This window comes from Antarcticimicrobium sediminis, assembly GCF_004348975.1.
Classification (GTDB): domain Bacteria; phylum Pseudomonadota; class Alphaproteobacteria; order Rhodobacterales; family Rhodobacteraceae; genus Antarcticimicrobium; species Antarcticimicrobium sediminis.
Genome location: NZ_SMFP01000014.1, coordinates 23,854 through 46,938, shown reverse-complemented (window position 1 = coordinate 46,938; position 23,085 = coordinate 23,854). Strand labels below are relative to the sequence as shown.

The following is a 23,085-nucleotide window of genomic DNA, read 5'->3' as shown; positions in this document are numbered from 1 at the left end:
GCAAGGCACCCTCAGTTCAACGGTGGCAAGGGATCGCGCTGATCAACCCAACGCACGTAAAGCGCCGCGAGCAGCCCGAGGATGCTGGTCACCAGCATGATCGACAGCACGATATAAGGCGCGTGTTCCGGCGTCACCAAGGCCCCGGTAATGCTGGTCATCACCGCCCCCAGCCCCACCGTCATCGCCCCCGACAGACCCGAGGCACTGCCCGCCAGCCGCGGGCGCACCGACATCACGCCGGCGCTGGCATTGGCATTTGTCAGCCCGTTGCCGAATCCCACCACGATGGCCGAGCCGAAAAACACCCAGAGCGTCCCCATCCCGGACCAGAACAGCGCCAGCCCCGCCACCGGCCCCACGGTGGCAAAGATACGCCCGGCCAGAACCATGGTCACCAACTCGCTGCGTGCGCCGATCCGGCCAGAGACGAAATTGCCCGCCATGAAACCCAGCGTGATGATCCCGATCCCCAGCCCCAGCGCCGCGGGGCTCAGGTTGTACCACGCCGCCGCCACCAAAGGTGCCCCGGTGATGAAGGAAAAGAACCCCGCCACGGCAAAGGCGTAACACAGGCTGTACCCCCAGAACCGGCGCGAGCGAAAAAGCTCGGGGTAATCGCGCATCTGATCACGAAAACTCAGGCTTGCGCTGGTGGGATTTGTCTCGCCCAGATCGCCCCAAAGGATCACCAGCATGAAGGTGCCCAGCACCGCATACAGGACAAAGGAGGACCGCCAGCCAAAGGCCATGTCCAGCCCGCCGCCCAGCATCGGCCCCAACATCGGCGCCAGCGCCATCGCCATGGCAACATGGCCCAGCATCTTTGCCGCCGCCTTGGGTTCGTGCAGGTCCCGGATCACCGCCCGCGACAGCACCTGGCCCGACACGATCCCCGCCTGCAGCATGCGAAAGCCCAAGAATACCCAAATATCCTGCGCCAACGCACAGCCGACCGAGGCCCCGGCGAAAATCGCCGTGCTGATCAACATCACCGGGCGCCGCCCGAACCTGTCCGACAGCGGCCCCATGATCAGTTGCAGGATTGCCGAAATCGCCAGATATCCCGCCACCGACAGATTCACGAGGCCATAGTCGGCCTGCAGCGCCTCGGCCATCTTGGGCAGCGAGGGCAGGAACATGTTCAGTGTCAGGACAGAAAGCGCATTGGCCAAGATCAGGGTCAGCAGATGCGGCGGGGTCTGGGCTGGGCGCATGGTCAGGATCTGTCCGGAAGGAACTTAACAAGTTCGGCGCATACCATAGGGGGGCAGCCTTGACCATCCAGCGCCAGGACCGGGTGCGCCAAAACGCCCCCTCGCCTTACCTGACTTTTTTAGTATGACTTCAAGCGCACGCAAAACCAACATCGAAAGGCCGCACCGATGTCCCTGAAATATCCCCTCTCCGCCCTTGTCTTGGCGCTGCTCGCCCTGCCCGCTTTGGCACAGGACCCGCAGCCCCTGACCTATGCCATGTTCGAAGCAGCCGTTCCTCATGTCGATCTCGAAACATGCCCCGACAGCCTGCCGCAGCAAGACAGCTTCTGTCGGGCATCGGTGAAGCACTCGGAAATCCACGTTTTCGCGTTTTCCGAGTATGGCGACAGCCCGATGATCGGTTTTGCCTCATTCCCGGCAGATCAGCTGGGATTGCTGTTGAAATAAGCCGCGGGAGCGATTGACATCGACCGGGCGCTGCGACAGTGGTCCGTCCATGCTACGGATCAAAAACATATCATATGCGGTCGCAGGCCGCCCGCTCTTCGACGGCGCCAGCGCCACCATTCCCAATGGTCACAAGGTTGGCCTGATCGGACGCAACGGCGCGGGCAAAACCACGCTGTTCCGCCTGCTCCGGGGCGAGCTGGCGCTGGAGTCGGGGTCCATCTCGCTGCCGTCGCGCGCCCGCATCGGCGGCGTCGCGCAAGAGGCCCCCGCCTCGGACGTCTCGCTGATCGACACCGTGCTCGCCGCCGATACCGAGCGTGCCGAGCTGATGGAAGAAGCGACCCATGCGACCGACCCCACCCGCATCGCCGAGGTGCAAACCCGGCTGGCCGATATCGACGCCTGGTCGGCCGAAGCGCGCGCCGCTTCGATCCTCAAGGGGTTGGGCTTCAGCAATGCCGACCAGCAACGCCCCTGTTCGGACTATTCCGGCGGCTGGCGGATGCGGGTGGCCCTAGGGGCGGTGCTGTTCTCTCAGCCAGATCTGCTGCTGCTCGACGAGCCGACCAACTATCTCGATCTCGAAGGCGCGCTCTGGCTGGAAAACTATCTGGCGCGCTACCCACATACCGTCATCATCATCAGCCACGACCGCGGTCTTCTGAACCGCGCCGTCGGTGCGATCCTGCATCTGGAAGACCGCCAGCTCACCCTCTATAACGGCCCCTACGACCAGTTCGCCCGCCAACGCGCCGAACAGCGCGCCCTGCAGGCGGCAGCGGCCAAGAAACAGGACCTGCGCCGCGCCCATCTGCAAAGCTTTGTCGATCGCTTCAAGGCCAAGGCCAGCAAGGCCAAACAGGCGCAGTCGCGGGTCAAGATGCTGGAAAAGATGGAAAAAATCACCGCGCCCGAGGATGTGGCGCGCACGGTTTTCACCTTTCCCGAACCCGAAGAGCTGTCGCCGCCGATCATCTCGCTTGAGGGCGCGTCGACCGGCTATGACGACAAGGTGATCCTGCGCAACATGACCCTGCGCATCGATCAGGACGACCGCATCGCGCTTTTGGGCCGAAACGGCGAGGGAAAATCGACCCTCTCCAAGATGCTGTCGGACCGGTTGGCGCTGATCGACGGCAAGATCACCCGGTCCAACAAGCTGCGGATCGGCTTTTTCGCCCAGCATCAGGTCGACGAGCTGTATATCGACGAAACCCCGCTCCAGCACCTTCAGCGCGCCCGCTCTGGCGAACAACAATCCCGTCTGCGCGCGCGACTGGCCGGTTTCGGCCTTGGCGCCGATCAGGCCGACACCGCCGTGGGCCAGCTTTCGGGCGGACAAAAGGCGCGGCTGTCGCTGCTGCTGGCGACGATTGATGCGCCGCATCTGCTGATCCTCGACGAACCGACCAACCACCTCGACATCGAAAGCCGCGAGGCGCTGGTCGAGGCGCTGACCGCCTATACCGGCGCTGTCATTCTCGTCAGCCACGACATGCACCTTCTGTCGCTGGTGGCCGACCGGCTGTGGCTGGTTTCGAACGGCACCGTGACCCCCTATGAAGGCGATCTCGAATCCTACCGCTCCTTCCTGCTTTCGGCGGACAAGCCAGCCGGAAAACAAGCGGCCAAGGCCGAGGCGGCCAAGCCCAAAAAGGCCAGCCGCGATGCCGTTCTGGCGCTGCGCGGCGAGGTTCGCAAGGGCGAGGCACGGGTCGAAAAACTGAACCAGATGCGCGACAAACTGGCCTCCAAGCTCTCCAATCCGGCGCTTTACGAAGACGGGAAGCTGGGCGAAATGGAAGTCTGGCAGCGTAAATACGCCGAGGTAATGGAGGCGTTGGACCGGGCCGAAGCCCTCTGGATGCAGGCGCAGGAAAAGCTAGAGGTCGCCCAAGGCTGACCGCCGGGCGAGACCGCTGTGGGGCAAATCGTTCAGGGGGGCAAGGCGGCACTTGCGTCGCCTCCTGATCCGCGCCTCTTTTCCTTTCACCCCAAATATCCCCTTTTGAGACCCTTGCCTCAAAAGGTCCATTCATCCGCCGACACGCTCACTTCTTCTTGCGCGCGGCCTTTTCTTCCTTGGTCAGCTTGTTGTTCCAGGAATTGTTGCTCAAACCCAACTCGCTTGGAAGGGGTTTGGTCTTCCCGACGCTGACCTTGCCGCCTTTGTTCAGGAACTCCTGAATAAGCGCATCATCTGTGGTTTCTTTGGGGACATGTTTCATGAGCACAAACATACCCGATCGGTCGCAGTCGTGTCACGCCCCATCTGGTTAAAGATCGCACGGCTCGCTCCTCCTTCTTTGGCAAAATCAGTCACGCTCTGGCGCAGCAGGTGTCGAATGGGTTGCACTGAAGGGGCGATACATGAAATTGCGGGATCATCGCCAGAGGGGATTGCGACATGATAATCTATGGATTGAACACCTGCGCAGTGTGTCAAAAGGCCCGCAAGGCGTTGGAAGCAGCGGGCAAGGAGGTCAGCTTCCGCGATGTCCGGGCTGACCCTTTGAGCGAAGTTGAATTGGCTGAACTGATTGCAGAGTTCGGGGATCGGTTGGTGGATGGCAAGTCGAATGACTACCGCGGGCTCAATGTTTGGCTGAAAAATTCAGAGGCAGAAGCGCAGATCGCGGCCCAACCCAAGGTGATGGCACGCCCGGTCATCCGTGATCGGGATATGCTTTACCTGGGTTGGGACGAGACGGTTCAAAAAGCATTGCTTCCGGGGTGATATCTCGAACCGGGATATGTGCTCGAACGACCAAAGCCCGGTTGAACCTCTGCAAGCCACGAAAACGGCAAATGTCCGAAAGCAGCGCTGCGGCAAAGGCCGATGTTACGAGCACGCTATGACACGCGGCGAAAGGTGGGATTGGGCCGGTTTCGCCAACTGTCTATGCGCGTGCCCCGCACTTGAAACAAGTGACAGGGGGCTCGGCTTGCGCGTCCCCGCCCCCCTCGTCCATTTTGGGAAGGGTGACCCTACGTCACCTCGACGGAAGCGCCGGCGTCCGTCGTATCACTTACATTGTTCGAAAGTTTCTGCCCGAAAGGCCCTTAGCCCATGAAAACGATACGCATCTTGGTTCCGCTCGTCTTGGTGGCGGCGGTGGTTGGCGGCTGGTTCTATTTCACCGGCAGCGAAAACGCGGCGCCCCCGACCACGGCGACGGTCACGCGCGGCACGGTCGAGGAATCGGTGCTGGCCTCGGGCACGATGGAGGCCAAGCAGTTGGTCAGCGTTGGCGCCCGGGTCTCGGGGCAGATTGAAACGCTGGCGGTCGCACTTGGGGACGAGGTCAAGAAAGGCGAACTGATCGCGCAGATCGACAGTCAGGACCAACAGAACGATGTGCTGACGGCAAAGGCGAACCTGGCCAATATCAAGGCCCAGATCGCCGCAAAGAAGGCCAGCTTGATTAAGGCCGAACGGACGTTGGCGCGGCAAACAAAATTGATCACCTCGGATTACGTTTCGAAGGAGGATCTTGAGACGGCGCAAGCCGATGTGGACGTCTACAAGGCCGAGCTTGACGCGCTGGACGCGCAGAAAGCAAGCGTCGAGGTCACGGTTTCGACCGCGCAGATTGCGCTGGATCGGACCAAGATCACCGCACCGATCTCGGGCACCGTGGTGGCGATCGTCAATGACGAGGGCCAGACGGTGAACGCCACGCAAAGCGCGCCGACAATCGTCAAGATTGCCGAGCTGGACAAGATGGTGGTGAAGGCCGAAATATCCGAGGCCGACGTGGTGCATGTGAAACCCGCGCAGCAGGTGCTGTTCACCATTCTGGGCGAACCTGATCACCAGTTCACCGCCACCGTGCGCGATGTCGAACCCGCGCCGTCGGAGATCGAGGACAGCGACACGATTTCAAGCGACGAGGCGATTTATTACAACGGCTTGCTGGAGGTGGACAATCCCGATCATCTGCTGCGTATCGGCATGACCGCCGAAGTCTCGATCATTCTCGACCGGGCGGAGGATGTGCTGACCGTGCCCTCCTCGGCGCTGTCCAAGCGGCCTCAGGGCTATACGGTGAAGCTCTACGATCCGGCCAGCGGCACCACCAAGGTGCAGCCGGTCGAGGTCGGGCTGAACAACAAGGTCGTGGCCGAGATCAAATCCGGGCTGAGCGAAGGCGACAGGGTGGTCACTGGCACCACCGTCACCGCCGCCAAGACAACGCGGGACACCCCTCCGCGCATGCCGCGGGGGATAGGGATGTGACATGAGCGATCCCCTGATTTCCGCGCGCGGCATCTCGCGCAGCTTCCAGGCCGGCGACGAGACGGTCACCATCCTGCGCGATGTCGACATCGACATCTGGCCGGGCGAACTGGTGGCGATCATCGGCGCATCGGGTTCGGGCAAATCGACCCTGATGAACATCCTTGGCTGCCTCGACCGGGCAAGTTCGGGCAGCTACAGGTTTGCCGGGCAGGATGTCAGCCAGCTCGACCCGGATCAGCTCGCCCAGTTGCGGCGCGAGCATTTCGGCTTCATCTTCCAGCGCTATCAGCTGCTGCCTGATCTCGACGCGGTGGGCAATGTCGAGGTGCCCGCGATCTATGCCGGGGAAAGCCGCGCGGACCGACATGCGCGGGCCTCTGACCTGCTGGGCCAACTCGGCCTGGCAGAGCGGCTGGACCACCGGCCCGGCGCGCTTTCAGGCGGTCAGCAGCAGCGGGTCTCGGTGGCGCGCGCACTGATGAATGGGGGCGAGGTGATCCTTGCGGATGAACCGACCGGGGCGCTGGACACGAAAAGCTCAAAAGAACTGATCGATTTGCTGCTGGATCTGAACCGCAAGGGCCACACCATCGTCATGGTCACCCATGACCCGGAGGTCGCCAAACACGCCCATCGCACGATCGAAATCAGCGACGGGCGGATCGTCTCGGATACCAAGACCGATACGAAAACCGCCCCCGAACACGCCGCAGGTGTCAAACGGCTGCAGCGCACGCCCGTGAAACCGGGTGCGGGGGCGGCGCTGTTGCGGCTGCGCGAGGCCTTTGACATGTCGCTCAAGGCGCTGCTCGCGCATCGGGTGCGCTCGGTGCTGACGATGCTCGGGATCATCATCGGCATTGCCTCGGTGGTGCTGGTGGTGGCGCTTGGGACCGGGACGCAACAGAAGGTGCTCGACAACATCTCCTCGCTCGGGACCAGCACGATCACCGTTCGCTCTGGCACGGGGTTTGGGGCGCGCGGCGCCAATAAGGTGCAGACGCTGAAGCCGTCGGATGCCGATGCGCTGGCGCTGCAACCCTATGCCGACAGCGTCTCACCCTCGGTCGCCGCCCCCCGGACGGTGGTTTATCGCAACACCTCCTCGGAGGCTTCGATCAACGGGGTGAGCGGGGATTACTTCCAGGTCCACAACTACGTCACCGTGACCGGCGCCACCTTCGGCCCCGAAGATGTCATCAACCGCGCCCAGGTCGGGGTGGTTGACGAGGACACGCGAAACACCTTCTTTGACGCCGATGTTGACCCGGTGGGCAAGGTGCTGATGCTGGGCGGCGTTCCGGTACGGGTGATCGGCGTGGTGCGCTCAAGCGGGGCAAGCTTCGGGCCGGAATCGCTCAATGTCTGGGTGCCCTATACCACGGTGATGGCGCGGATTTCGGGGCAGAACCACCTCGACAGCGTAGAGGTGCGGGTGAGCGATGATTACGACACCGCGCTGGCCGAGCAGGAGATCTCTGATCTGCTGAGTACCCGCCACGGCACCAAGGATTTCTTCCTGATCAATACCGACACCATCCGCGACACGATAACCTCGACCACCGAGACACTGACCCTGCTGGTGGCGATGATCGCGGTGATCTCGCTGATCGTCGGCGGGATCGGGGTGATGAACATCATGCTGGTCTCGGTGACCGAGCGCACAAAAGAGATCGGCGTGCGCATCGCGATCGGGGCGCGGCGCTCGGATATCGTCGCGCAATTCCTCATCGAGGCGGTGCTGGTCTGCCTGACCGGCGGCGTGCTGGGGATCGCAGTGGCGCTGATCGGCGGGCAGATGGTGGGGTATTTTTCCGCCGATATGCAGTTGAGTTTCTCGGCCACCGCAATCGTAGCGGCCTTTCTGTCCTCGACCCTGATCGGGATTACCTTCGGCTTCCTGCCTGCACGTTCGGCGGCCAAGCTCGACCCGGTGGTGGCGCTCAGCCGCGAGTAAGCGACAGCGGGCGACGGGGCGGATCTTGCGCAAACCTGCAGGGATGGCGCGTGAGGATGTGACCGCCCGCGCCGGAGGCACGCCACATAGACGCGCCCGCCACCTCACCGCCTCACCCGGGGGTTTATCTTTGCGGATCGCCGGGCCATTCTGCGGCGAGGTCAACACAAGGACAGCCATGGACACCGCGTTCCTGATCACCACCTTCGTCACGCTTTTCGTGATCATGGACCCGATCGGTCTGACCCCGCTTTTCGTGGCCCTGACGCAGGGCATGACCCAAGCGCAACGCCGGGCCATCAGCCTGCGCGCCTGCTTGACGGCGGCGGTGCTGCTCACGCTGTTTGCAAGCTTTGGCGAGGCGGTTCTGGGCTTTGCCGGCATTTCCATGGCCGCCTTCCGCATCGCTGGGGGCATCCTGCTGTTCCTCACCGCGCTTGACATGCTGTTTGAACGCCGCAGCAAGCGGCGCGCCGGGCAGGCCGAAGAAGCCGACGAGGAAGACGACGGTCAAGATCCTTCGGTCTTTCCACTGGCAATCCCGTTGATCGCCGGGCCCGGCTCTATTGCGTCCGTTATCCTACTGGCGGGCCAGAAACCGGGGCTGGCCGGACTGGCGACGGTCGTGGGGGTCATGCTGGCGGTTCTGGCCCTGTTGTTCCTGCTGTTTCTCTCGGCCGGGTTGTTTGAACGCGCCATGGGCAAGACCGGGATCAACGTCATCTCGCGCCTACTCGGCATGCTTCTGGCGGCGCTTTCGGTGCAGTTCGTGTTGGATGGGTTGCGCACATTCGGGCTGGCCAACTGGTAACCGCGCCGGCACGGCTTACATGTCCTGAAAGAGGTTTCGGAGGTCACCGGTATGAGCAGTTGGGATCTGGGCAGTCTGGTCTATCTGGGGCTGTTGGGCAGCGTTCTGATCGTCTGGATGATTGTGTCCAATCGCCAGACGCTCGGGCGCACCTTGCAACAGGCGATGGGCTGGGTGCTGATCTTTCTTGCCGTGATCGCCGTCGTGGGGCTGTGGGACGATATCCGGCGCACGGCCATGCCGGGCCGCGCCGCCGTGGCGACCGAGGGCCGGATCGAGGCCACGCGTGCACCGGACGGGCATTTCTATCTCACGCTTCTGGTCAATGACGCGCCGGTGAATTTCATGGTCGATACCGGCGCCAGCGCCGTTGTTCTCAGCACCAAGGATGCCCGCAAAGCCGGGATCGACATCACAGATCTGGCCTATACCGGGCGGGCAAATACCGCCAATGGCATGGTGCGCACGGCGGCGGTGCAATTGAAGCGGATCGGCCTTGGCCCGGTCACCGACCGCAATATCCGCGCCTGGGTGCATCAGGGCGAAATGGACCAGTCGCTTTTGGGCATGTCCTATCTGGAACGCTGGGGGCGGATTGAAATCACCGGTCGCACTCTGGTGCTTGAACGCTAGCGCCCGCGCGACCGGGGGCCGCGCCCAAGAACCGCCCCCCGACACAGGGCTCAAAGCCCCATCCCCTACTTCTCGGCCTTTTTCTCCCAGCGACCGGAGTCCTCGGACCAGTACTGCGCCGAACAGCCCGCAGTAGTCAGCGTTTTCCACTGGCCGCGGGCCCGGTTCAGCGCTTCGGGATCAAAGCCATCGAACAGGATACAGACCCGCTCCAGCGCCGTCACCTCCTCCGGCGTCACCTCGGCCCCGTCCACCGTCATCAGACAGGCAGGCGAATTGGGCGACTGCGCCGCTGTCGTCAACAAGATCGGCTGATCCGCGTCATGCGGCCCGCCCGCGCGCCCATGCGGCAGGAACCCGTCTTCGGCCCCCTGCCACAATTTTTCGTCAAGCCAGTCCAACCGGCCCGCATCCGAGCCGCGCACCACGATCCGCCAGCCCGCCGCGCGCGCCTTGTCCAGCAGCAGCGGCAGGGTTTGCTCCAGCGGGCGGCGGGTCAGCTGATAGAAATACGCGGCGCCCATGATCTCAAGCGGCTTCGAACCGGTCCCGAACCAACCGGTCCAGCGCCATGACGCCCCAGCCGGTCGCCCCCTTGGGCGCCAGATCCGTGCCCTCCTTGATCAGCGCCACACCGGCGATGTCGAGGTGAATCCACGGCGTGCCCTCTTGTACAAAACGCTGCAGAAACTGTGCAGCGGTGATCGACCCCGCCGGGCGCCCGCCGACGTTCTTCACATCCGCGATGCGCGATTTCAGCATATCGTCATAGGCCTTGCCCAGCGGCATCCGCCAAGCCCCCTCGCCCTCTGCCGCGGCCGCCTTGAGGAAATCGCCGCACAGCGCGTCGTCGTTGGAAAAGACCCCGGCATTCTCATGCCCCAGCCCGATGATGATCGCACCGGTCAGCGTTGCCAGATCGATCATGCCGACCGGCTTGAACCGCTCCTGCGCGTACCACATCACGTCACAGAGCACCAAACGCCCCTCGGCATCGGTGTTGATGATCTCGACAGTGTCACCCTTCATGGATTTCACCACGTCACCCGGACGGGTGGCTGTGCCCGAGGGCATGTTCTCGACCAGTCCGACAACGCCCACCACGTTGGCTTTCGCCTTGCGCAGCGCCAGCGCGCGCAAGGTACCGGCCACCACGCCCGCGCCGCCCATGTCCATGGTCATGTCTTCCATGCCGGCGGCGGGCTTGATGCTGATACCACCGGTGTCAAACACCACGCCCTTGCCGATCAACGCCAGCGGCGCGGCATCGGGGTCGCCCCCCTTCCACTGCATCACCACCACCTTGGTCGGGGTGGCCGAGCCCTGCCCGACGCTCAGAAGTGTGCGCATACCCAGCTTTTCCAGCTCCGGCTCGTCTAGAACCTCGACCTCGAGCCCCAGCGTGCGCATCTCTTCCAGCCGCGCGGCGAATTCGGTGGTGGTCAGCACGTTGGACGGCTCATTGACCAGATCGCGGGTCATGAACACCCCTTCGGCCACTGCCAGCAGCGGCGCCGCCTGCGCTTTCAACTCGTCGGACTTGGGCGACATCACCGTGATCTCGCCTGCGGGGGCCTTGCCCTCGGGCGCGGTCTTGTGCACGTCAAATTCATAGCCGCGCAGGGCCATCCCCTGCACCAGCGCCGCCGCCTGCCGATAGCCAGCCCCCAGCGCCAGCAGCACCGACGCGCCCCCAGCCTGTTTCGCCAGCGCCGCGCCGCCCTTGCGCGCGGCCACCGCGTCGCCGCCACGCGACAACACCAGAATGTCCAGCGCCTCGGCCACCATACCTGCCGGCCACGCCAGTGAGATCACCTCGCCGCTGCTCACCTTCTGGAACCCTGCGCTTTCGACCAGCCGCGCCAGCGCGCCCTTGCTCAGACGGTTCACACGCCGCGCCGCAGGGTCCATTTTACCCTCGGGCGTTATGGTCACAGCCACCCGCCCGGCAGCCCCGGCCAGGCCATCAAGATCAAGTTCGGCAAAGCGGATTGGTGTCGGGCGTGTCATGCGGTTCTCCTGAATTTTCCGGGCTTGGACATAGGTAACGCGCAGGTCGCGCAATGACCAGATAGCAGTTTTCCCCGGCTGGCAATTGGATTATGGTCCGTCCAAAATCAAGGCCAGCTCCGGGGGGATTGCAGTGCCAGTACGTGACAGCGGCACTATGCCGTCGCCTGATCTGCTGTCTGTCATGACGGGTGCCAAAGGGGCGCCCGCATGATTCTCGACCGCTATTTCGCCCGGCGCTTTCTGCAGGCCTTTGCCGTCATCGCGACCGTCTTTCTGACGCTGATCCTGCTGATCGACCTGATCGAACAGATTCGCCGGTTCGAGGGGCTGGATGTGGGCGCAGGCCAGTTGATCCGGCTGACCCTGCTCAGCGCCCCCGGTGCGATGAGCCAGATGCTGCCGCTGCTGATGATTCTCTCCACCATCGTGCTTTTTGTCGGGCTGGCCCGCAGCAGCGAACTGGTGATCACCCGCGCCATCGGACGCTCTGGCCTGCGCGCGCTGGCCGCGCCCGTCGCCGTCGCACTGGTGATCGGCGGGCTGACCGTGACCACGCTCAATCCGATCGTCGCCGGCACATCGAACCGCTACAACCAGCTGTCCGAGCGGTTCCACGGCAGCGGCCTGTCGGTGCTCTCGCTCAGCGGCGAGGGGATATGGCTGCGTCAGGGCAGCCCGCAAGGCCAATCCGTGATCCACGCGACCGGCCATGGCGGCGATGCGGTGACACTCTATGATGTGACGATCCTGACCTATGCCCCGGAGGGCAGCCCGGTGCGCCGCATCACCGCCGAAAGCGCCCAGTTGCAAGGAACGGACTGGGTGCTGAGCAAGGCCAAGGTCTGGCCGCTGGCCGCCGGGCTCAATCCCGAGGCCTCTGCCGCCCGTCACGACACCCTGCGCATCCCCACCACACTGACCCCTGCACGCATTCGCGACAGCCTGGGCCGGCCGGCCGGCGTGTCGATCTATGCCTTGCCCGCGACCATCCGCCAACTCGCCCTCGCCGGGTTTTCGACCCGCCGACACGAGGTCTGGTATCAGGTTGAACTGGCCCGACCGCTGTTTCTGGTGGCGATGGTGCTGGTCGGCGCCGCCTTCACCATGCGCCACACCCGCTTTGGCGGCACCGGCTTGGCGGTTCTCTCGGCGGTGCTGCTGGGGTTCGCGCTTTATTTCATCCGAAACTTTGCCCAGATTCTGGGCGAAAACGGACAGATCCCCGTTGCGCTGGCCGCCTGGGCCCCACCCTTGGCCGCGCTGTTCCTGTCTCTTGGCCTTCTTTTGCATGCGGAGGACGGGTGAAACCACGCGCTTTCATATCTGCCCCGGTCTCGGGAACTTCCTTGAGGTCTGTCTCGGGAACTGTCTCGGCGTCCCTCGCGGCGCTGGGCAATAGTTTTGTTTGGGCCTTTGTCTGCACCCTCGGCCTGAGCTTCGCCGGAGCGGCGCGAGCCCAGCCGATCCTGCCCGGAGCAAGCGAAACCGAACTCGCCCCGCCAGCGATGCTGGTGGCCGACCGCGTCTTTATCAGCCGTGATCGCACATTGGTGGCCGAGGGCAACGTCGAGGCGTTTCAGGGCGACACCCGCCTGCGCGCGCAGCGCATCACATTTGACCGCGGATCAGGAAAGCTCTCGATCGAGGGGCCGATCCGCATTGATCAGGGCGACACCATCACCGTGCTGGCCGATGCCGCCGAAATGGACCGTGACCTGAGCAACGGACTCCTGCGCGGGGCCCGCATGGTGTTTGACCAGCAGGTGCAACTGGCCGCGCTGCAAATGGTCCGCGTTGGCGGCCGCTATACCCAGCTTTACAAGACCACCGTCACCTCCTGCCATGTCTGCGAAGACGGCCGCCCGCCGCTCTGGCAGATCCGCGCCAGCAGCGTGATCCACGACCAGCAAGAGCAGCAACTCTATTTCGAGAACGCGCAATTGCGGGTGCTTGACGTTCCGGTGTTCTACTTTCCGGCGCTGCGCCTGCCCGACCCCTCGCTTGAACGCGCCACCGGCTTTCTGGTCCCGACGATCCGCACCACTTCGCAGCTGAGCACCGGCATCAAGGTGCCCTATTTCTTTCGCATCGGCGATCACAAGGATCTGACCGTCACCCCCTATCTGTCGTCGCAGACCAAGACGTTGGGACTGCGCTATCGTCAGGCCTTCCGCCGCGGCAAGATCGAGCTTGAAGGCGCCTTTACCCGCGACGAGCTGATCCCCAGCGACAATCGCGGCTATTTCTTCGGCACCGGCAGCTTTGATCTGCCCAACCGGTACAAGCTCAGCTTTGACGTCAAGACCGCCTCGGACAATGCCTATCTGTCGGACTATGGCCTGACCGATTATGACCGGCTGAAAAGCGCGCTCGAGCTGACGCGGACGACACGCGACACGTCCTTCCACTCGGCGGTGATCCATTACGATTCCCTGATCGACGGCGAAGACGAGTCGCTTTTGCCGACACGGATCGCAGAGTTCGCTTTTGAACAGCGCCTCTTTCCCGAGAATCTGGGCGGCGAACTGCGGCTGGGGGTCGACATGCGCGGCTATCGGCGCACCTCTGAGGCAAACATCGTCGGGCGCGACGTGACCCGCACAACCGTCGAAGCTCAATGGCGGCGCAACTGGATCTTCAATTCCGGTTTGCGGGCCGACTGGCTCATGGGCGTCTCGGCCGACTGGTTCAAGATCGGCGACGACACCACCTATCCCGACACAATCAGCCGCAGCACGCCAGAGGCCGCGCTGTCCTTGCGCTATCCGATGACGCGCAGCGGCGCGGGCGGCGTCACCCATTTTCTTGAACCGCTGGTCCAACTCGGCTGGAGTGACGTCAACGGTGACGCGGCCCCGATCGACGAAAGCCGCTTTGTCGAGTTCGATCAGGGCAATCTGCTGTCGCTCTCACGCTTCCCCTCATCCGATACGCGCGAGGATGGCACAGCCCTTGCCGTCGGGATGAACTGGGCGCGCTACGCTACCTCTGGCTGGCAAGCCAGCGCGACGGTGGGACAGGTCTTTCGCGGGCTGGCCGACCCGAATTTCTCGACCACGTCGGGCCTGTCTGGCACAACCTCCGATTTTCTGCTCGCTGGCCAACTGCTGATCGGCCAGGGACTGTCCCTGACCGGACGCGGCCTGCTGGACAACTCGTTCAACATTTCAAAGGCCGAACTGCGCGGCAACTGGTCCAACAAACGCACCAGTCTCAGCGGGTCCTATCTCTGGCTCGGCATCGACGCCGCCGAGGCCCGCACCGCCGAAGTGTCCGAATTCTGGTTCGACGGCAGCTATCAGGTCAACCCGAACTGGACGGCCAGCGCCAATCTGCGCTACGACATTGCCGATGATACCGCCTCAAGCGCGGGCGTCGGCCTTATCTATCAAAACGAATGCGTGACAGTCGACCTTTCGATCGACCGGGACTATACCTCGTCAACAAGTGTCGAGCCTTCGACCGATTTCGGCTTTACCATCACCCTCAGCGGCTTCGCCGTCGAGAGTGGAACAGTGAAATACAGGCGATCATGCGGAAAATCCTGACCCCCCTGCGACATATCATGAACCGGCACACGCGCGCCGCAACCGGCCTGCTGGCAATGCTCGGGCTGATCCTGATTGCGACGTCTCCTCGTCCCGGCCTTGCCCAAGGGCTGTTCTCGCCGGTCATCACCGTAAACGGTGACGCCATCACCCGGTACGAGTTGGAACAGCGCGCCCAGCTTCTGCGCCTGCTCAACGCTCCGGGCAATCATGGCGAACTGGCCCGCACGGCACTGATCGAGGATCGGCTGAAACAACAAGCCGCCAAGGCCGTCGATATCGAGCTCACCCCGGAACAGATCAAGGCTGGCATCGACGAATTCGCCGCGCGCACCAAACTGAGCACAGATGAGGTCCTCCAGGCCCTGGCCGAGGGTGGCGTGTCGCGCCAATCGCTGCGCGATTTCGTCAAGATGAACCTGCTGTGGCGCGACTATATCGCCGCCCGATTCGGCGCACGCGCTCGGCCGTCCGATGCCGAGATCGACCGTGCCATGAGCCGTGGCAGCGCCTCGAGCGGCATTCAGGTCTTGCTGTCCGAGGTGATCATCCCGGTGACACCGCAGACCGCAGCCCAAGTCGGCGGACTGGCCGAGCAGATCGCTCAGGTCAATGGCTATGACGCGTTTTCCGCCGCCGCGACCCAATACTCCGCCTCCGACAGCCGCACCCAGGGGGGCCGGCTCAGCTGGATGCCGCTCTCGCGCCTGCCTGCGCCGCTGCAACCGGTGATCCTGGGCCTGCAAAAAGGCGAGATTACCGCGCCGCTGACCCTGCCCAATGCCGTCGCCCTGTTCCAGATGCGTGGCATCCGCGAAACCGGGGTGGGCGAACCGCGCTACGCCGCACTTGACTATGCCAGCTACATGATACCCGGTGGTCGCTCGGCCGAGGCCCTGACCAAGGCGCGCGCGATCTCCGATCAAATCGACACCTGCGACGATCTCTATGGCATCGCCAAGGACCAGCCACCCGAGGTGCTGGAGCGCAAGACACAGGCGCCACGCGAAATTCCCCGCGACGTCGCGTTGGAACTGGCAAAGCTCGACACCGACGAGATCTCCACCGCGCTGACCCGCAACAACGGGCAAACGCTTGTGCTGCTCATGCTCTGTGGCCGCACCGCCGATTCGGTGGCCGAAGCCAGCCGCGACCAGATCGCCAACGCCCTGATCGAACAGCGTCTGCAAAGCTTTGCCACCAGCCATCTGGAGCAACTTCGCGCCGACGCCCTGATCGTCGAGAAATGACCCGCCCCATCGCGCTCAGCTGCGGCGAACCTGCCGGGATCGGCCCGGAAATCGCCGCGCGCGCTTGGGACATCCTGCGCGCCGACTGCCCGTTCGTGTGGATCGGCGATCCGCGCCACCTGCCCGCCGGCACGCCGATCGTCGAACTCGACGATCCCGCGCAGGCCGCCAGCGTCTGCGCCACCGCGCTCCCGGTGCTGTCGCACCCGTTCGCCGCCGTGAACACGCCCGGACGGCCTGATCCGGCAAATGCGCGCGGTGTGATCACCGTGATCGAACGCGCGGTGGCGCTCACCCAGTCCGGCCAAACCTCGGCCGTCTGCACCGCGCCGATCCACAAGAAGGCGCTGATCGACGGTGCCAGGTTCGCCTATCCCGGCCATACCGAATTTCTTGCTGTCCTTGGCGGGGTGGAGCGGGTGGTGATGATGTTGGCGAGCGACACCCTGCGCGTGGTGCCCACCACCATTCATATCGCGCTGGCCGAGGTGCCGCACCGCCTCACCCCCGACCTTCTGCGTGAGACCATCGAGATTACCGCCAGAAGCCTGCGCACGCAGCTCGGGATCGCGCACCCGCGACTCGCCGTGGCGGGCCTCAACCCCCACGCCGGTGAAGGCGGCGTCATGGGTCGGGAAGAAATCGACTGGATCGCCCCGTTGCTGGAACAGATTCCACAGGACAGCTTTACCCTGACCGGTCCGCACCCGGCCGACACCATGTTCCACGCCGCCGCCCGCGCCCGCTATGACGCCGCGATCTGCATGTATCACGATCAGGCCTTGATCCCGATCAAGACGCTGGATTTCGACCGTGGCGTCAACGTCACGCTGGGGTTGCCGTTCATCCGCACCTCGCCCGATCACGGCACCGCCTTCGATATCGCAGGCCAGGGCATCGCCACCCCCACCAGCCTGATCGCGGCCCTGAAACTGGCCCAGACAATGGCGACAGTTCCATGACCTGCGGATGTTTTCTGGCCGAAAATACTCCCGCCGGAGGCGGAAAACCCAACTCCCGGAGCAGTGGATTTCAGGCCTCCGGCGGGGATATTTGCGGTGAAAGGAAGCAATGAGCGTCATCGATACCCTGCCGCCGCTGCGTGACGTGATCGCCAACCACCAGCTTTCGGCGCGCAAGGCACTGGGGCAGAATTTCCTGTTGGATCTCAACCTCACCGCCAAGATCGCCCGTCAGGCCGGCGATCTGTCGCAATGTGACGTGCTCGAAATCGGCCCCGGCCCAGGCGGGCTGACCCGTGGGTTGTTGGCCGAGGGGGCACGCCGGGTGCTGGTAATCGAAAAGGATGCCCGCTGTCTGCCCGCGCTGGAAGAGATCGCGGCGGCCTATCCGGGCCGGTTGCAGATCCTCACCGGTGACGCGCTGGAAATCGACCCGCTGGCGCATCTCACGCCGCCGATCCGGGTGGCGGCCAACCTGCCATATAACATCGGCACCGAATTGCTGGTGCGCTGGCTGACCCCGGCAGAATGGCCACCGTACTGGCAAAGCCTGACGCTGATGTTTCAGCGCGAAGTGGCCGAGCGGATCGTCGCGCAGCCCGGCTCCAAGGCCTATGGCCGCCTTGCGATCCTTGCGCAGTGGCGCAGCACCGCGCGCATCGTGATGAGCCTGCCGCCCGAGGCCTTTACCCCGCCGCCCAAAGTTTCGAGCGCGGTGGTACATCTGGAAGCCCTGCCGGCCCCGCGCTATCCGGCGGATGCGGCGGTACTTTCGCATGTGGTGGCCACCGCGTTCAACCAGCGTCGCAAGATGCTGCGTGCCGCGCTCAAGGGGCTGGCCCCGAATATCGAAGAGGTCCTCGAGGCCGCTGGCATCCCCCCCACGGAACGGGCCGAACAGGTCAGCCTTGAGAGGTTCTGCGCGCTGGCGCGCGCGCTAAAGGCCTAGTCCCCCGACGGGGCGGCGATCAGATCCCGGATATGGCGCGCCGGGACGCCCAGATTGGAGCCGCCGAATTCCGGCATGATCGCGGTATTGACCGCGGTCACCGCCCCCTCCAGCGTCAGAACCGGCCCACCGCTGCCGCCGTGGGTTGTCTCGGCGTCATAGACCACCGCGGCATCGGTGGCCTGTCCGACAATGCCGCGACTGGCCAGGGGCGAAATCAACCCGGCCTCGGCCAGTTTCGCGGCGACCCGCCAGAAATCAGTATCCCCGCTCGCCTGCAACTCCGCCACGAAGTCTGCGCCTGATTGCGCCAACAACGACATCAAGCCTGTGGGATACCCCATCACGATCACCCCGTCGCCCGGGGCTGGCGGCTCAGGCGCCAACGGCAGACCGGGGGGCAACGTCTCGTCGCTCTCGGGTTCCAGCAGGGCCAGATCACGGGTCTCGCTCACCAGCAAAAGACGCAGCGCCACCGGATCAACTCGTCCCGGAAAATAGGCGATAAAGCGGATCATCACCGGTTCCAGCGCGGCCCCGCCCAAACGCAGCCCCGGCGCATCGTCCCAAGGCCGGGCCACGTGCCGGTTGGTCACCAGCAAGGGGGGATCGCGCAGCACGAAGCCGGTGCCACTGACCTGTACTTCCGCCACCCGTCCTTCTCCCGTCAGCGACAGGACCGGTTGGCCGCTGGGCTGCAGCAACGCCACCCCGTCCGCGTTCACCACATGACGCAGCATCCGCCCGCTGCTGATGTCGCGCAGCCCGTAGCCGCCCTGAAGAAAGGCCACCGCCGGGCGCGCCGCACCGATCACCCGGCGGGCCGCTTCCGAGCGCGCCTCCAGCGTCTCCAGCCGCGCAGTGGTGCGGCCCAACCGGTTTTGCAGATCGGCGCGCAGAGCATTGAGATCCCCCTGTCGGATCACGTCACGCCGGGCTTGGGCCATTTCGGCCGAGATCGCCTCGACCTGAAGACCGCCGCTCTCGATCTCGGCCCGCAGGCGCTTGTCGGTCCGATACTGCAGCACCACCGCGACGCTGAGCAGTGCCAGAATCATCAGCACCGCCCCCCGAAACAGCACTGTCGTCTCGCGCAGCAACCGCCGGGTCAGATCACCCGAAGCATGCGCCGCCCGCGCCGCCAACGGGCGGCGGCTGGCGCGCAGATAAGAAAACGTATCGCCCATGATTTCGCCCAAAGACAGGTTGGGCCGGTGTTGCTTGTCATAGACCCGAATGCGCACGATCGGCCCGGTCTCACCAAACTCGATCACATCGCCGGTGCGCAACCGCACCTGTTGAACCGCCACGCCATTGACCCACAATCGCGCCTCGTCGGGGGCCTCGATATCAAACTCTGCCCCGCTGCGTGCCAATTGCGCGGCGGGCATCGCGCCCGTCGGCGGGGTGTTTTCCTCTCCGGTGGGGACAAGTCGACCGTCTCCGGTCAGCCACAGGCCGATTCGGGCACCGGTGATCCATGTCACCTCGCCGCGGCATCGGCCGGTCAAATGCTCCAGCGCCGCGACGACGGGGCTGGCAGTCAGATCTGTCATGCCCCTATGGCATGCGCAATGTCCGGATCTGTCAACGATTTTCGCACAGTTTCAAACCCGGCTTCAAACCCGGTTTCAAACCTGAGCGCCACTCAGCGCCCTTCGAACTTTGCCACGCGCTTTTCGGAAAAGGCCACAACCCCCTCCTGGAAATCGCGAGTGCGCCCGCATTTACCCTGAAGATGCGCCTCGATCGCGAGCTGATCCTCCAGGCTCTGGTCGAAACTGCCGCGCAGCGCCGTTTTCACCGCCCCGAAGGCCACCGTAGGCCCCTCGGCCAGATAGGTCGCGCGCTTGCGCCAATGGGCGTCGAAATCCTCCTCTGGCACCGCTTCCCAGATCATGCCCCAAGCCTCGGCCTGTCGCGCCGGGATGCGGTCGGCAAACAGCGCCGCCCCCATCGCCTTGGCCAGACCCATTTGCCGGGGCAGGACCCATGTTCCACCGGCATCCGGGATCAACCCGATCCGGGTGAAGGCCTGCAGGAAATACGCGCGCTCGGAGGCGATCACCACATCCGTCGCCAGCGCCAGGCTTGCCCCCGCCCCGGCCGCCGGACCATTGACCGCCGCCAAGGTCGGCACCGGGCAGTCATTGATCGCCCGCAGCATCGGACCATATTCATCGCGCAAGACGCGCTCCAGATCCGGGGCACCGCCGCCAGCATCGCCCAGATCCTGCCCGGAGCAAAAGGCCGTCCCGGCGCCGGTCAGCACCACGGCCCGCGCCTGCTGCGCCACTTGCCCCATCGCATGGGTGATCTCGGCGCGCATCTGCCGCGACATCGCGTTCATCTTGTCGGGCCGGTTCAACGTCAGAACGGCAAGCCCGTCCTCGATCGCAAGCGTGATGGTCTGATAGTCCATGGCCCTGTCTCCCGTTGGCTTTGTCTGGCTTAGCCGCCCTGTCGCGGTGACAGTGGCGCAGGCCAGAACCGAGGGAAAGGGCGACTAGGCGTCACTCCTCAAGGATATGGCGCAGGCGCTCCTGTTCGTCCTTAGTCAGGGCGCTTTCCTGTGGCCGCGCCGCGCTGGATCGGCCGCGCAGATAGAACCACGCCATCACCAGCGCCATCACCAGCATCAGCGGACCCGCCGCCCAAAGCAGCCAGTTCGCCCCGATCGTGGTCGGGCGCAGCAGCACATATTCGCCATAGCGATCGACGATAAAGGCGACGGTTTCGGTGTTGCTGTCGCCCGCCACCAGCCGTTCGCGCACCAGAATGCGCAGATCGCGGGCCAGTTCGGCGTTGGATTCGTCGATATTCTCGTTTCGGCACACCAGACAGCGCAGATCCTTGCTGATCTCGCGCGCCCGCGCTTCCATCGCCGGATCGGCCAGAATTTCATCCGGTTGCACCGCGCCCACGGGCCCCGAGAGCATCAGGACCAGCACCAGAAGCGCGCCGCGAAACAGGTCTGCGACGCGCCTCATTCTGCCGGCACCGTCTGCTGGACAGACTTGCGCGCGCCAGCGGCCACGCGAAAGCGCCGATCGCTCAGGCTCAACAGCCCGCCCAGGGCCATCAGCAACGCACCACCCCAGACCCAGTTGGCAAAGGGCTTGATATAGGTGCGCACGGTCCAGCCGCCATTATCCTGCTGATCCCCGATCACCACATAGACATCGCGGGTCACCCCGTTGTCGATGGCCGCCTCGGTCGTCGGCATCTGCGCCACCGGATAGACCCGCTTTTCCGGATGCAACTGCGTCAGAACCTTCCCATCGCGCGCCAAGACCACCGTGCCCATGGTCGTGAAGTAATTGGGCCCGCGCAGCTGCTCGACCCCGGTCAGGGTCAGCTCATACGCCCCCACCGTGAATGGCTCATCAAGCTGGACAACACGAATGTCCTCCTGCTCCCAGGCCGTCAGCCCGGCAATCGCAAAGATGGTGATGCCAAGACCGGCATGGGCCGCTGATTTGCCCCAATCGGCGCGTGGCAACCGCACAAGCCGCTTCAGGCGTCCACCAGATCGGCCGGTCCGCGTCCACAGATCCAACGCGGACCCGGACACGACCCAAGTCCCCAGGAACACGCCCACCGGCCCCAGCGCACTGCGCCCGGTTTGCATCGCCCAGACCAACAAAGCCAAGGCCACCGCCAGCGCAAAGGCATAGCGCAGCGACCAGATGACCCGCCCCAGCCGCGCCCGCTTCCATGGCAGCATCGCGCCGATCGGCAGGACCAACCCCAACACCACCATGAAGGGTGTGAAGGCCGAGTTAAAGAAGGGCGGTCCGACGCTGAGTTTGCGATCAAATGCCATCTCGGCCACGATCGGCCACAGCGTTCCGAAGAACACGACAAAGCTCGACACCGCCAGCAGGATATTGTTGACCACCAGCGCGCTTTCGCGACTGACCATGCTGAAGACGCCACGCGCCTCCATCACGCTGGCCCGTGCGGCAAACAGCACCAGTGCGCCGCCGGTAAAGACCGCCAGAATGATCAGGATGAACACCCCCCGCTCGGGGTCGGTGGCAAAGGCATGAACCGAGGTCAGCAGGCCAGAGCGGACGATGAATGTCCCGATCAGCGAAAAGCCAAAGGCCAAGATCGCCAACAGGATGGTCCAGCTTTTCAGCGCCTCGCGCTTTTCCACCACGATGGCCGAATGCAACAGCGCCGCAGCCAGCAACCAGGGCATGAAACTGGCGTTCTCGACCGGATCCCAAAACCAGAACCCGCCCCAGCCCAATTCGTAATAGGCCCACCACGATCCCAGCGCGATGCCAATGGTCAGGAAGATCCAGGCCGCCAGCGTCCAGGGCCGCACCCAGCGCGCCCAAGCGGCATCCACCCGGCCCTCGATCAGGGCGGCGACGGCAAAGCTGAACGACATGCTCAGCCCGACATAGCCAAGGTACAGAAACGGCGGGTGAAAGGCCAAACCCGGATCCTGCAACAGCGGGTTCAGATCCTCACCGTCAAAGGGCGGCACCGCGAGGCGCAAAAACGGGTTCGAGGTGAACAGGATAAAGCCATAGAACGCGACGCCGATCGCCGCCTGCACCGACAACACCCGCGCGCGCAGCGTCGGCGGCAAATTGCCGCCAAACCAGGCCGCCATCGCGCCGAACAGCGACACGATCAGCACCCAGAGCAGCATGGACCCCTCGTGGTTGCCCCAAAGCCCGCTGATCTTGTATAGCATCGGCTTGGCCGAATGGCTGTTCATCGTCACCACCCGCAAGGAAAAATCCGAGGTGACAAAGGCATGCATCAGCGCCGCAAAGGCAAAGCCGGTCATCAGCAATTGCAACGTCGCGGCAGGTTCTGCCACCGACATCCAACTGGACCAGCGTTTCTGGGCGCCCACCATGGGAACGACCATTTGAACAATCGCTGCCATAAAGGCGAGCACGAGGGCGAAGTGACCGAGTTCTGTAATCATGCCCCGTTGTTAATCCATGCACGATGCCATAGCCAATCACTTTCGGGCCTGCTGAGCGATCAGATTGTCGCATCCCGATGGCAGCTTATCTGCCT

Annotated in this window: 20 protein-coding genes; 12 read left to right on the top strand and 8 right to left on the bottom strand. The window is 64.0% G+C overall.

The features are described 5' to 3' along the window. Positions 1–11: 11 nt before the first annotated feature. Complete coding sequence (locus E1B25_RS17775) at positions 12–1,217, bottom strand: multidrug effflux MFS transporter (RefSeq protein WP_132830942.1); 1,206 nt, start codon at positions 1,215–1,217, stop codon at positions 12–14. A 201-nt stretch (positions 1,218–1,418) separates the two neighbouring features. Between E1B25_RS17775 and E1B25_RS17770 the strand changes: the two genes are divergently transcribed. Together E1B25_RS17770 and E1B25_RS17765 are read left to right on the top strand one after the other, a co-directional pair. Further along, a complete protein-coding gene (locus E1B25_RS17770) occupies positions 1,419–1,667 on the top strand; it encodes a hypothetical protein (protein WP_245510755.1) in 249 nt (82 codons plus the stop codon). A gap of 49 nt (positions 1,668–1,716) precedes the next feature. Then, positions 1,717–3,573: an ABC-F family ATP-binding cassette domain-containing protein gene (locus E1B25_RS17765; protein WP_132830940.1), complete on the top strand. Its 1,857-nt coding sequence runs from the start codon at positions 1,717–1,719 to the stop codon at positions 3,571–3,573. A gap of 148 nt (positions 3,574–3,721) precedes the next feature. Here the strand turns inward: E1B25_RS17765 and E1B25_RS17760 are convergent, their stop codons facing one another. Further along, the gene (locus E1B25_RS17760) at positions 3,722–3,910 is read right to left on the bottom strand and encodes a hypothetical protein (RefSeq protein ID WP_132830939.1); all 189 of its coding nucleotides are present in this window, start codon (positions 3,908–3,910) and stop codon (positions 3,722–3,724) included. 167 nt (positions 3,911–4,077) lie between these two features. On the opposite strand from E1B25_RS17760, the gene E1B25_RS17755 reads away from it, so the two are divergent. The 5 genes from E1B25_RS17755 to E1B25_RS17735 all read left to right on the top strand — a co-directional run bounded on the left by E1B25_RS17755 (position 4,078) and on the right by E1B25_RS17735 (position 9,314). Next, the gene (locus tag E1B25_RS17755) at positions 4,078–4,407 is read left to right on the top strand and encodes an arsenate reductase family protein (RefSeq protein ID WP_132830938.1); all 330 of its coding nucleotides are present in this window, start codon (positions 4,078–4,080) and stop codon (positions 4,405–4,407) included. Between the two features lie 333 nt (positions 4,408–4,740). Continuing rightward, on the top strand, positions 4,741–5,910 hold the full coding sequence (locus E1B25_RS17750; RefSeq protein WP_132830937.1) for an efflux RND transporter periplasmic adaptor subunit: 1,170 nt from the start codon (positions 4,741–4,743) through the stop codon (positions 5,908–5,910). A 1-nt stretch (position 5,911) separates the two neighbouring features. Next, positions 5,912–7,870, top strand: a complete 1,959-nt coding sequence (locus E1B25_RS17745; protein ID WP_132830936.1) for a MacB family efflux pump subunit — start codon at positions 5,912–5,914, stop codon at positions 7,868–7,870. A 178-nt stretch (positions 7,871–8,048) separates the two neighbouring features. Next, complete coding sequence (locus tag E1B25_RS17740; RefSeq protein ID WP_132830935.1) at positions 8,049–8,681, top strand: MarC family protein; 633 nt, start codon at positions 8,049–8,051, stop codon at positions 8,679–8,681. Between the two features lie 51 nt (positions 8,682–8,732). After that, entirely contained in the window at positions 8,733–9,314 is a 582-nt protein-coding gene (locus E1B25_RS17735; RefSeq protein ID WP_132830934.1) for a retropepsin-like aspartic protease family protein, read from the top strand. 65 nt (positions 9,315–9,379) lie between these two features. On the opposite strand, the gene E1B25_RS17730 is transcribed toward E1B25_RS17735, so the two are convergent. Both E1B25_RS17730 and E1B25_RS17725 read right to left on the bottom strand, forming a co-directional pair. Next, a complete protein-coding gene (locus E1B25_RS17730; protein WP_132830933.1) occupies positions 9,380–9,838 on the bottom strand; it encodes a DNA polymerase III subunit chi in 459 nt (152 codons plus the stop codon). A 4-nt stretch (positions 9,839–9,842) separates the two neighbouring features. Continuing rightward, the gene (locus tag E1B25_RS17725; protein ID WP_132830932.1) at positions 9,843–11,324 is read right to left on the bottom strand and encodes a leucyl aminopeptidase; all 1,482 of its coding nucleotides are present in this window, start codon (positions 11,322–11,324) and stop codon (positions 9,843–9,845) included. A gap of 210 nt (positions 11,325–11,534) precedes the next feature. Between E1B25_RS17725 and lptG the strand changes: the two genes are divergently transcribed. The 5 genes from lptG (at position 11,535) to rsmA (ending at position 18,036) form a co-directional block, all read left to right on the top strand. Continuing rightward, positions 11,535–12,632, top strand: a complete 1,098-nt coding sequence (gene lptG / locus E1B25_RS17720) for an LPS export ABC transporter permease LptG (RefSeq protein ID WP_132830931.1) — start codon at positions 11,535–11,537, stop codon at positions 12,630–12,632. Positions 12,633–12,715: 83 nt separating this feature from the next. Then, positions 12,716–14,875 carry an LPS-assembly protein LptD gene (locus E1B25_RS17715; RefSeq protein WP_425358944.1) on the top strand — a complete coding sequence of 720 codons (2,160 nt, stop codon included), beginning with the start codon at positions 12,716–12,718 and terminating at the stop codon, positions 14,873–14,875. A gap of 17 nt (positions 14,876–14,892) precedes the next feature. Beyond that, positions 14,893–16,125 (top strand): peptidylprolyl isomerase, encoded by a 1,233-nt coding sequence (locus E1B25_RS17710; RefSeq protein WP_132830930.1) that lies wholly within the window; start codon positions 14,893–14,895, stop codon positions 16,123–16,125. Beyond that, on the top strand, positions 16,122–17,087 hold the full coding sequence (gene pdxA / locus E1B25_RS17705; RefSeq protein ID WP_132830929.1) for a 4-hydroxythreonine-4-phosphate dehydrogenase PdxA: 966 nt from the start codon (positions 16,122–16,124) through the stop codon (positions 17,085–17,087). Before E1B25_RS17710 ends, pdxA begins: the two co-directional genes overlap by 4 nt. Positions 17,088–17,196: 109 nt before the next feature. Beyond that, positions 17,197–18,036 carry a 16S rRNA (adenine(1518)-N(6)/adenine(1519)-N(6))-dimethyltransferase RsmA gene (rsmA, locus tag E1B25_RS17700; RefSeq protein WP_132830928.1) on the top strand — a complete coding sequence of 280 codons (840 nt, stop codon included), beginning with the start codon at positions 17,197–17,199 and terminating at the stop codon, positions 18,034–18,036. Here the strand turns inward: rsmA and E1B25_RS17695 are convergent. From E1B25_RS17695 to E1B25_RS17680, 4 genes are all read right to left on the bottom strand, one after another. Continuing rightward, positions 18,033–19,592 (bottom strand): trypsin-like peptidase domain-containing protein, encoded by a 1,560-nt coding sequence (locus E1B25_RS17695; RefSeq protein WP_132830927.1) that lies wholly within the window; start codon positions 19,590–19,592, stop codon positions 18,033–18,035. The genes rsmA and E1B25_RS17695 overlap by 4 nt on opposite strands. 92 nt (positions 19,593–19,684) lie before the next feature. Beyond that, positions 19,685–20,458, bottom strand: a complete 774-nt coding sequence (locus E1B25_RS17690; RefSeq protein ID WP_132830926.1) for an enoyl-CoA hydratase-related protein — start codon at positions 20,456–20,458, stop codon at positions 19,685–19,687. Positions 20,459–20,549: 91 nt separating this feature from the next. Then, positions 20,550–21,026, bottom strand: coding sequence for a cytochrome c-type biogenesis protein (locus E1B25_RS17685; RefSeq protein WP_132830925.1), 477 nt, complete (start codon positions 21,024–21,026; stop codon positions 20,550–20,552). Beyond that, positions 21,023–22,990 (bottom strand): heme lyase CcmF/NrfE family subunit, encoded by a 1,968-nt coding sequence (locus E1B25_RS17680; RefSeq protein WP_132830924.1) that lies wholly within the window; start codon positions 22,988–22,990, stop codon positions 21,023–21,025. Before E1B25_RS17680 ends, E1B25_RS17685 begins: the two co-directional genes overlap by 4 nt. Positions 22,991–23,085 lie beyond the last annotated feature (95 nt).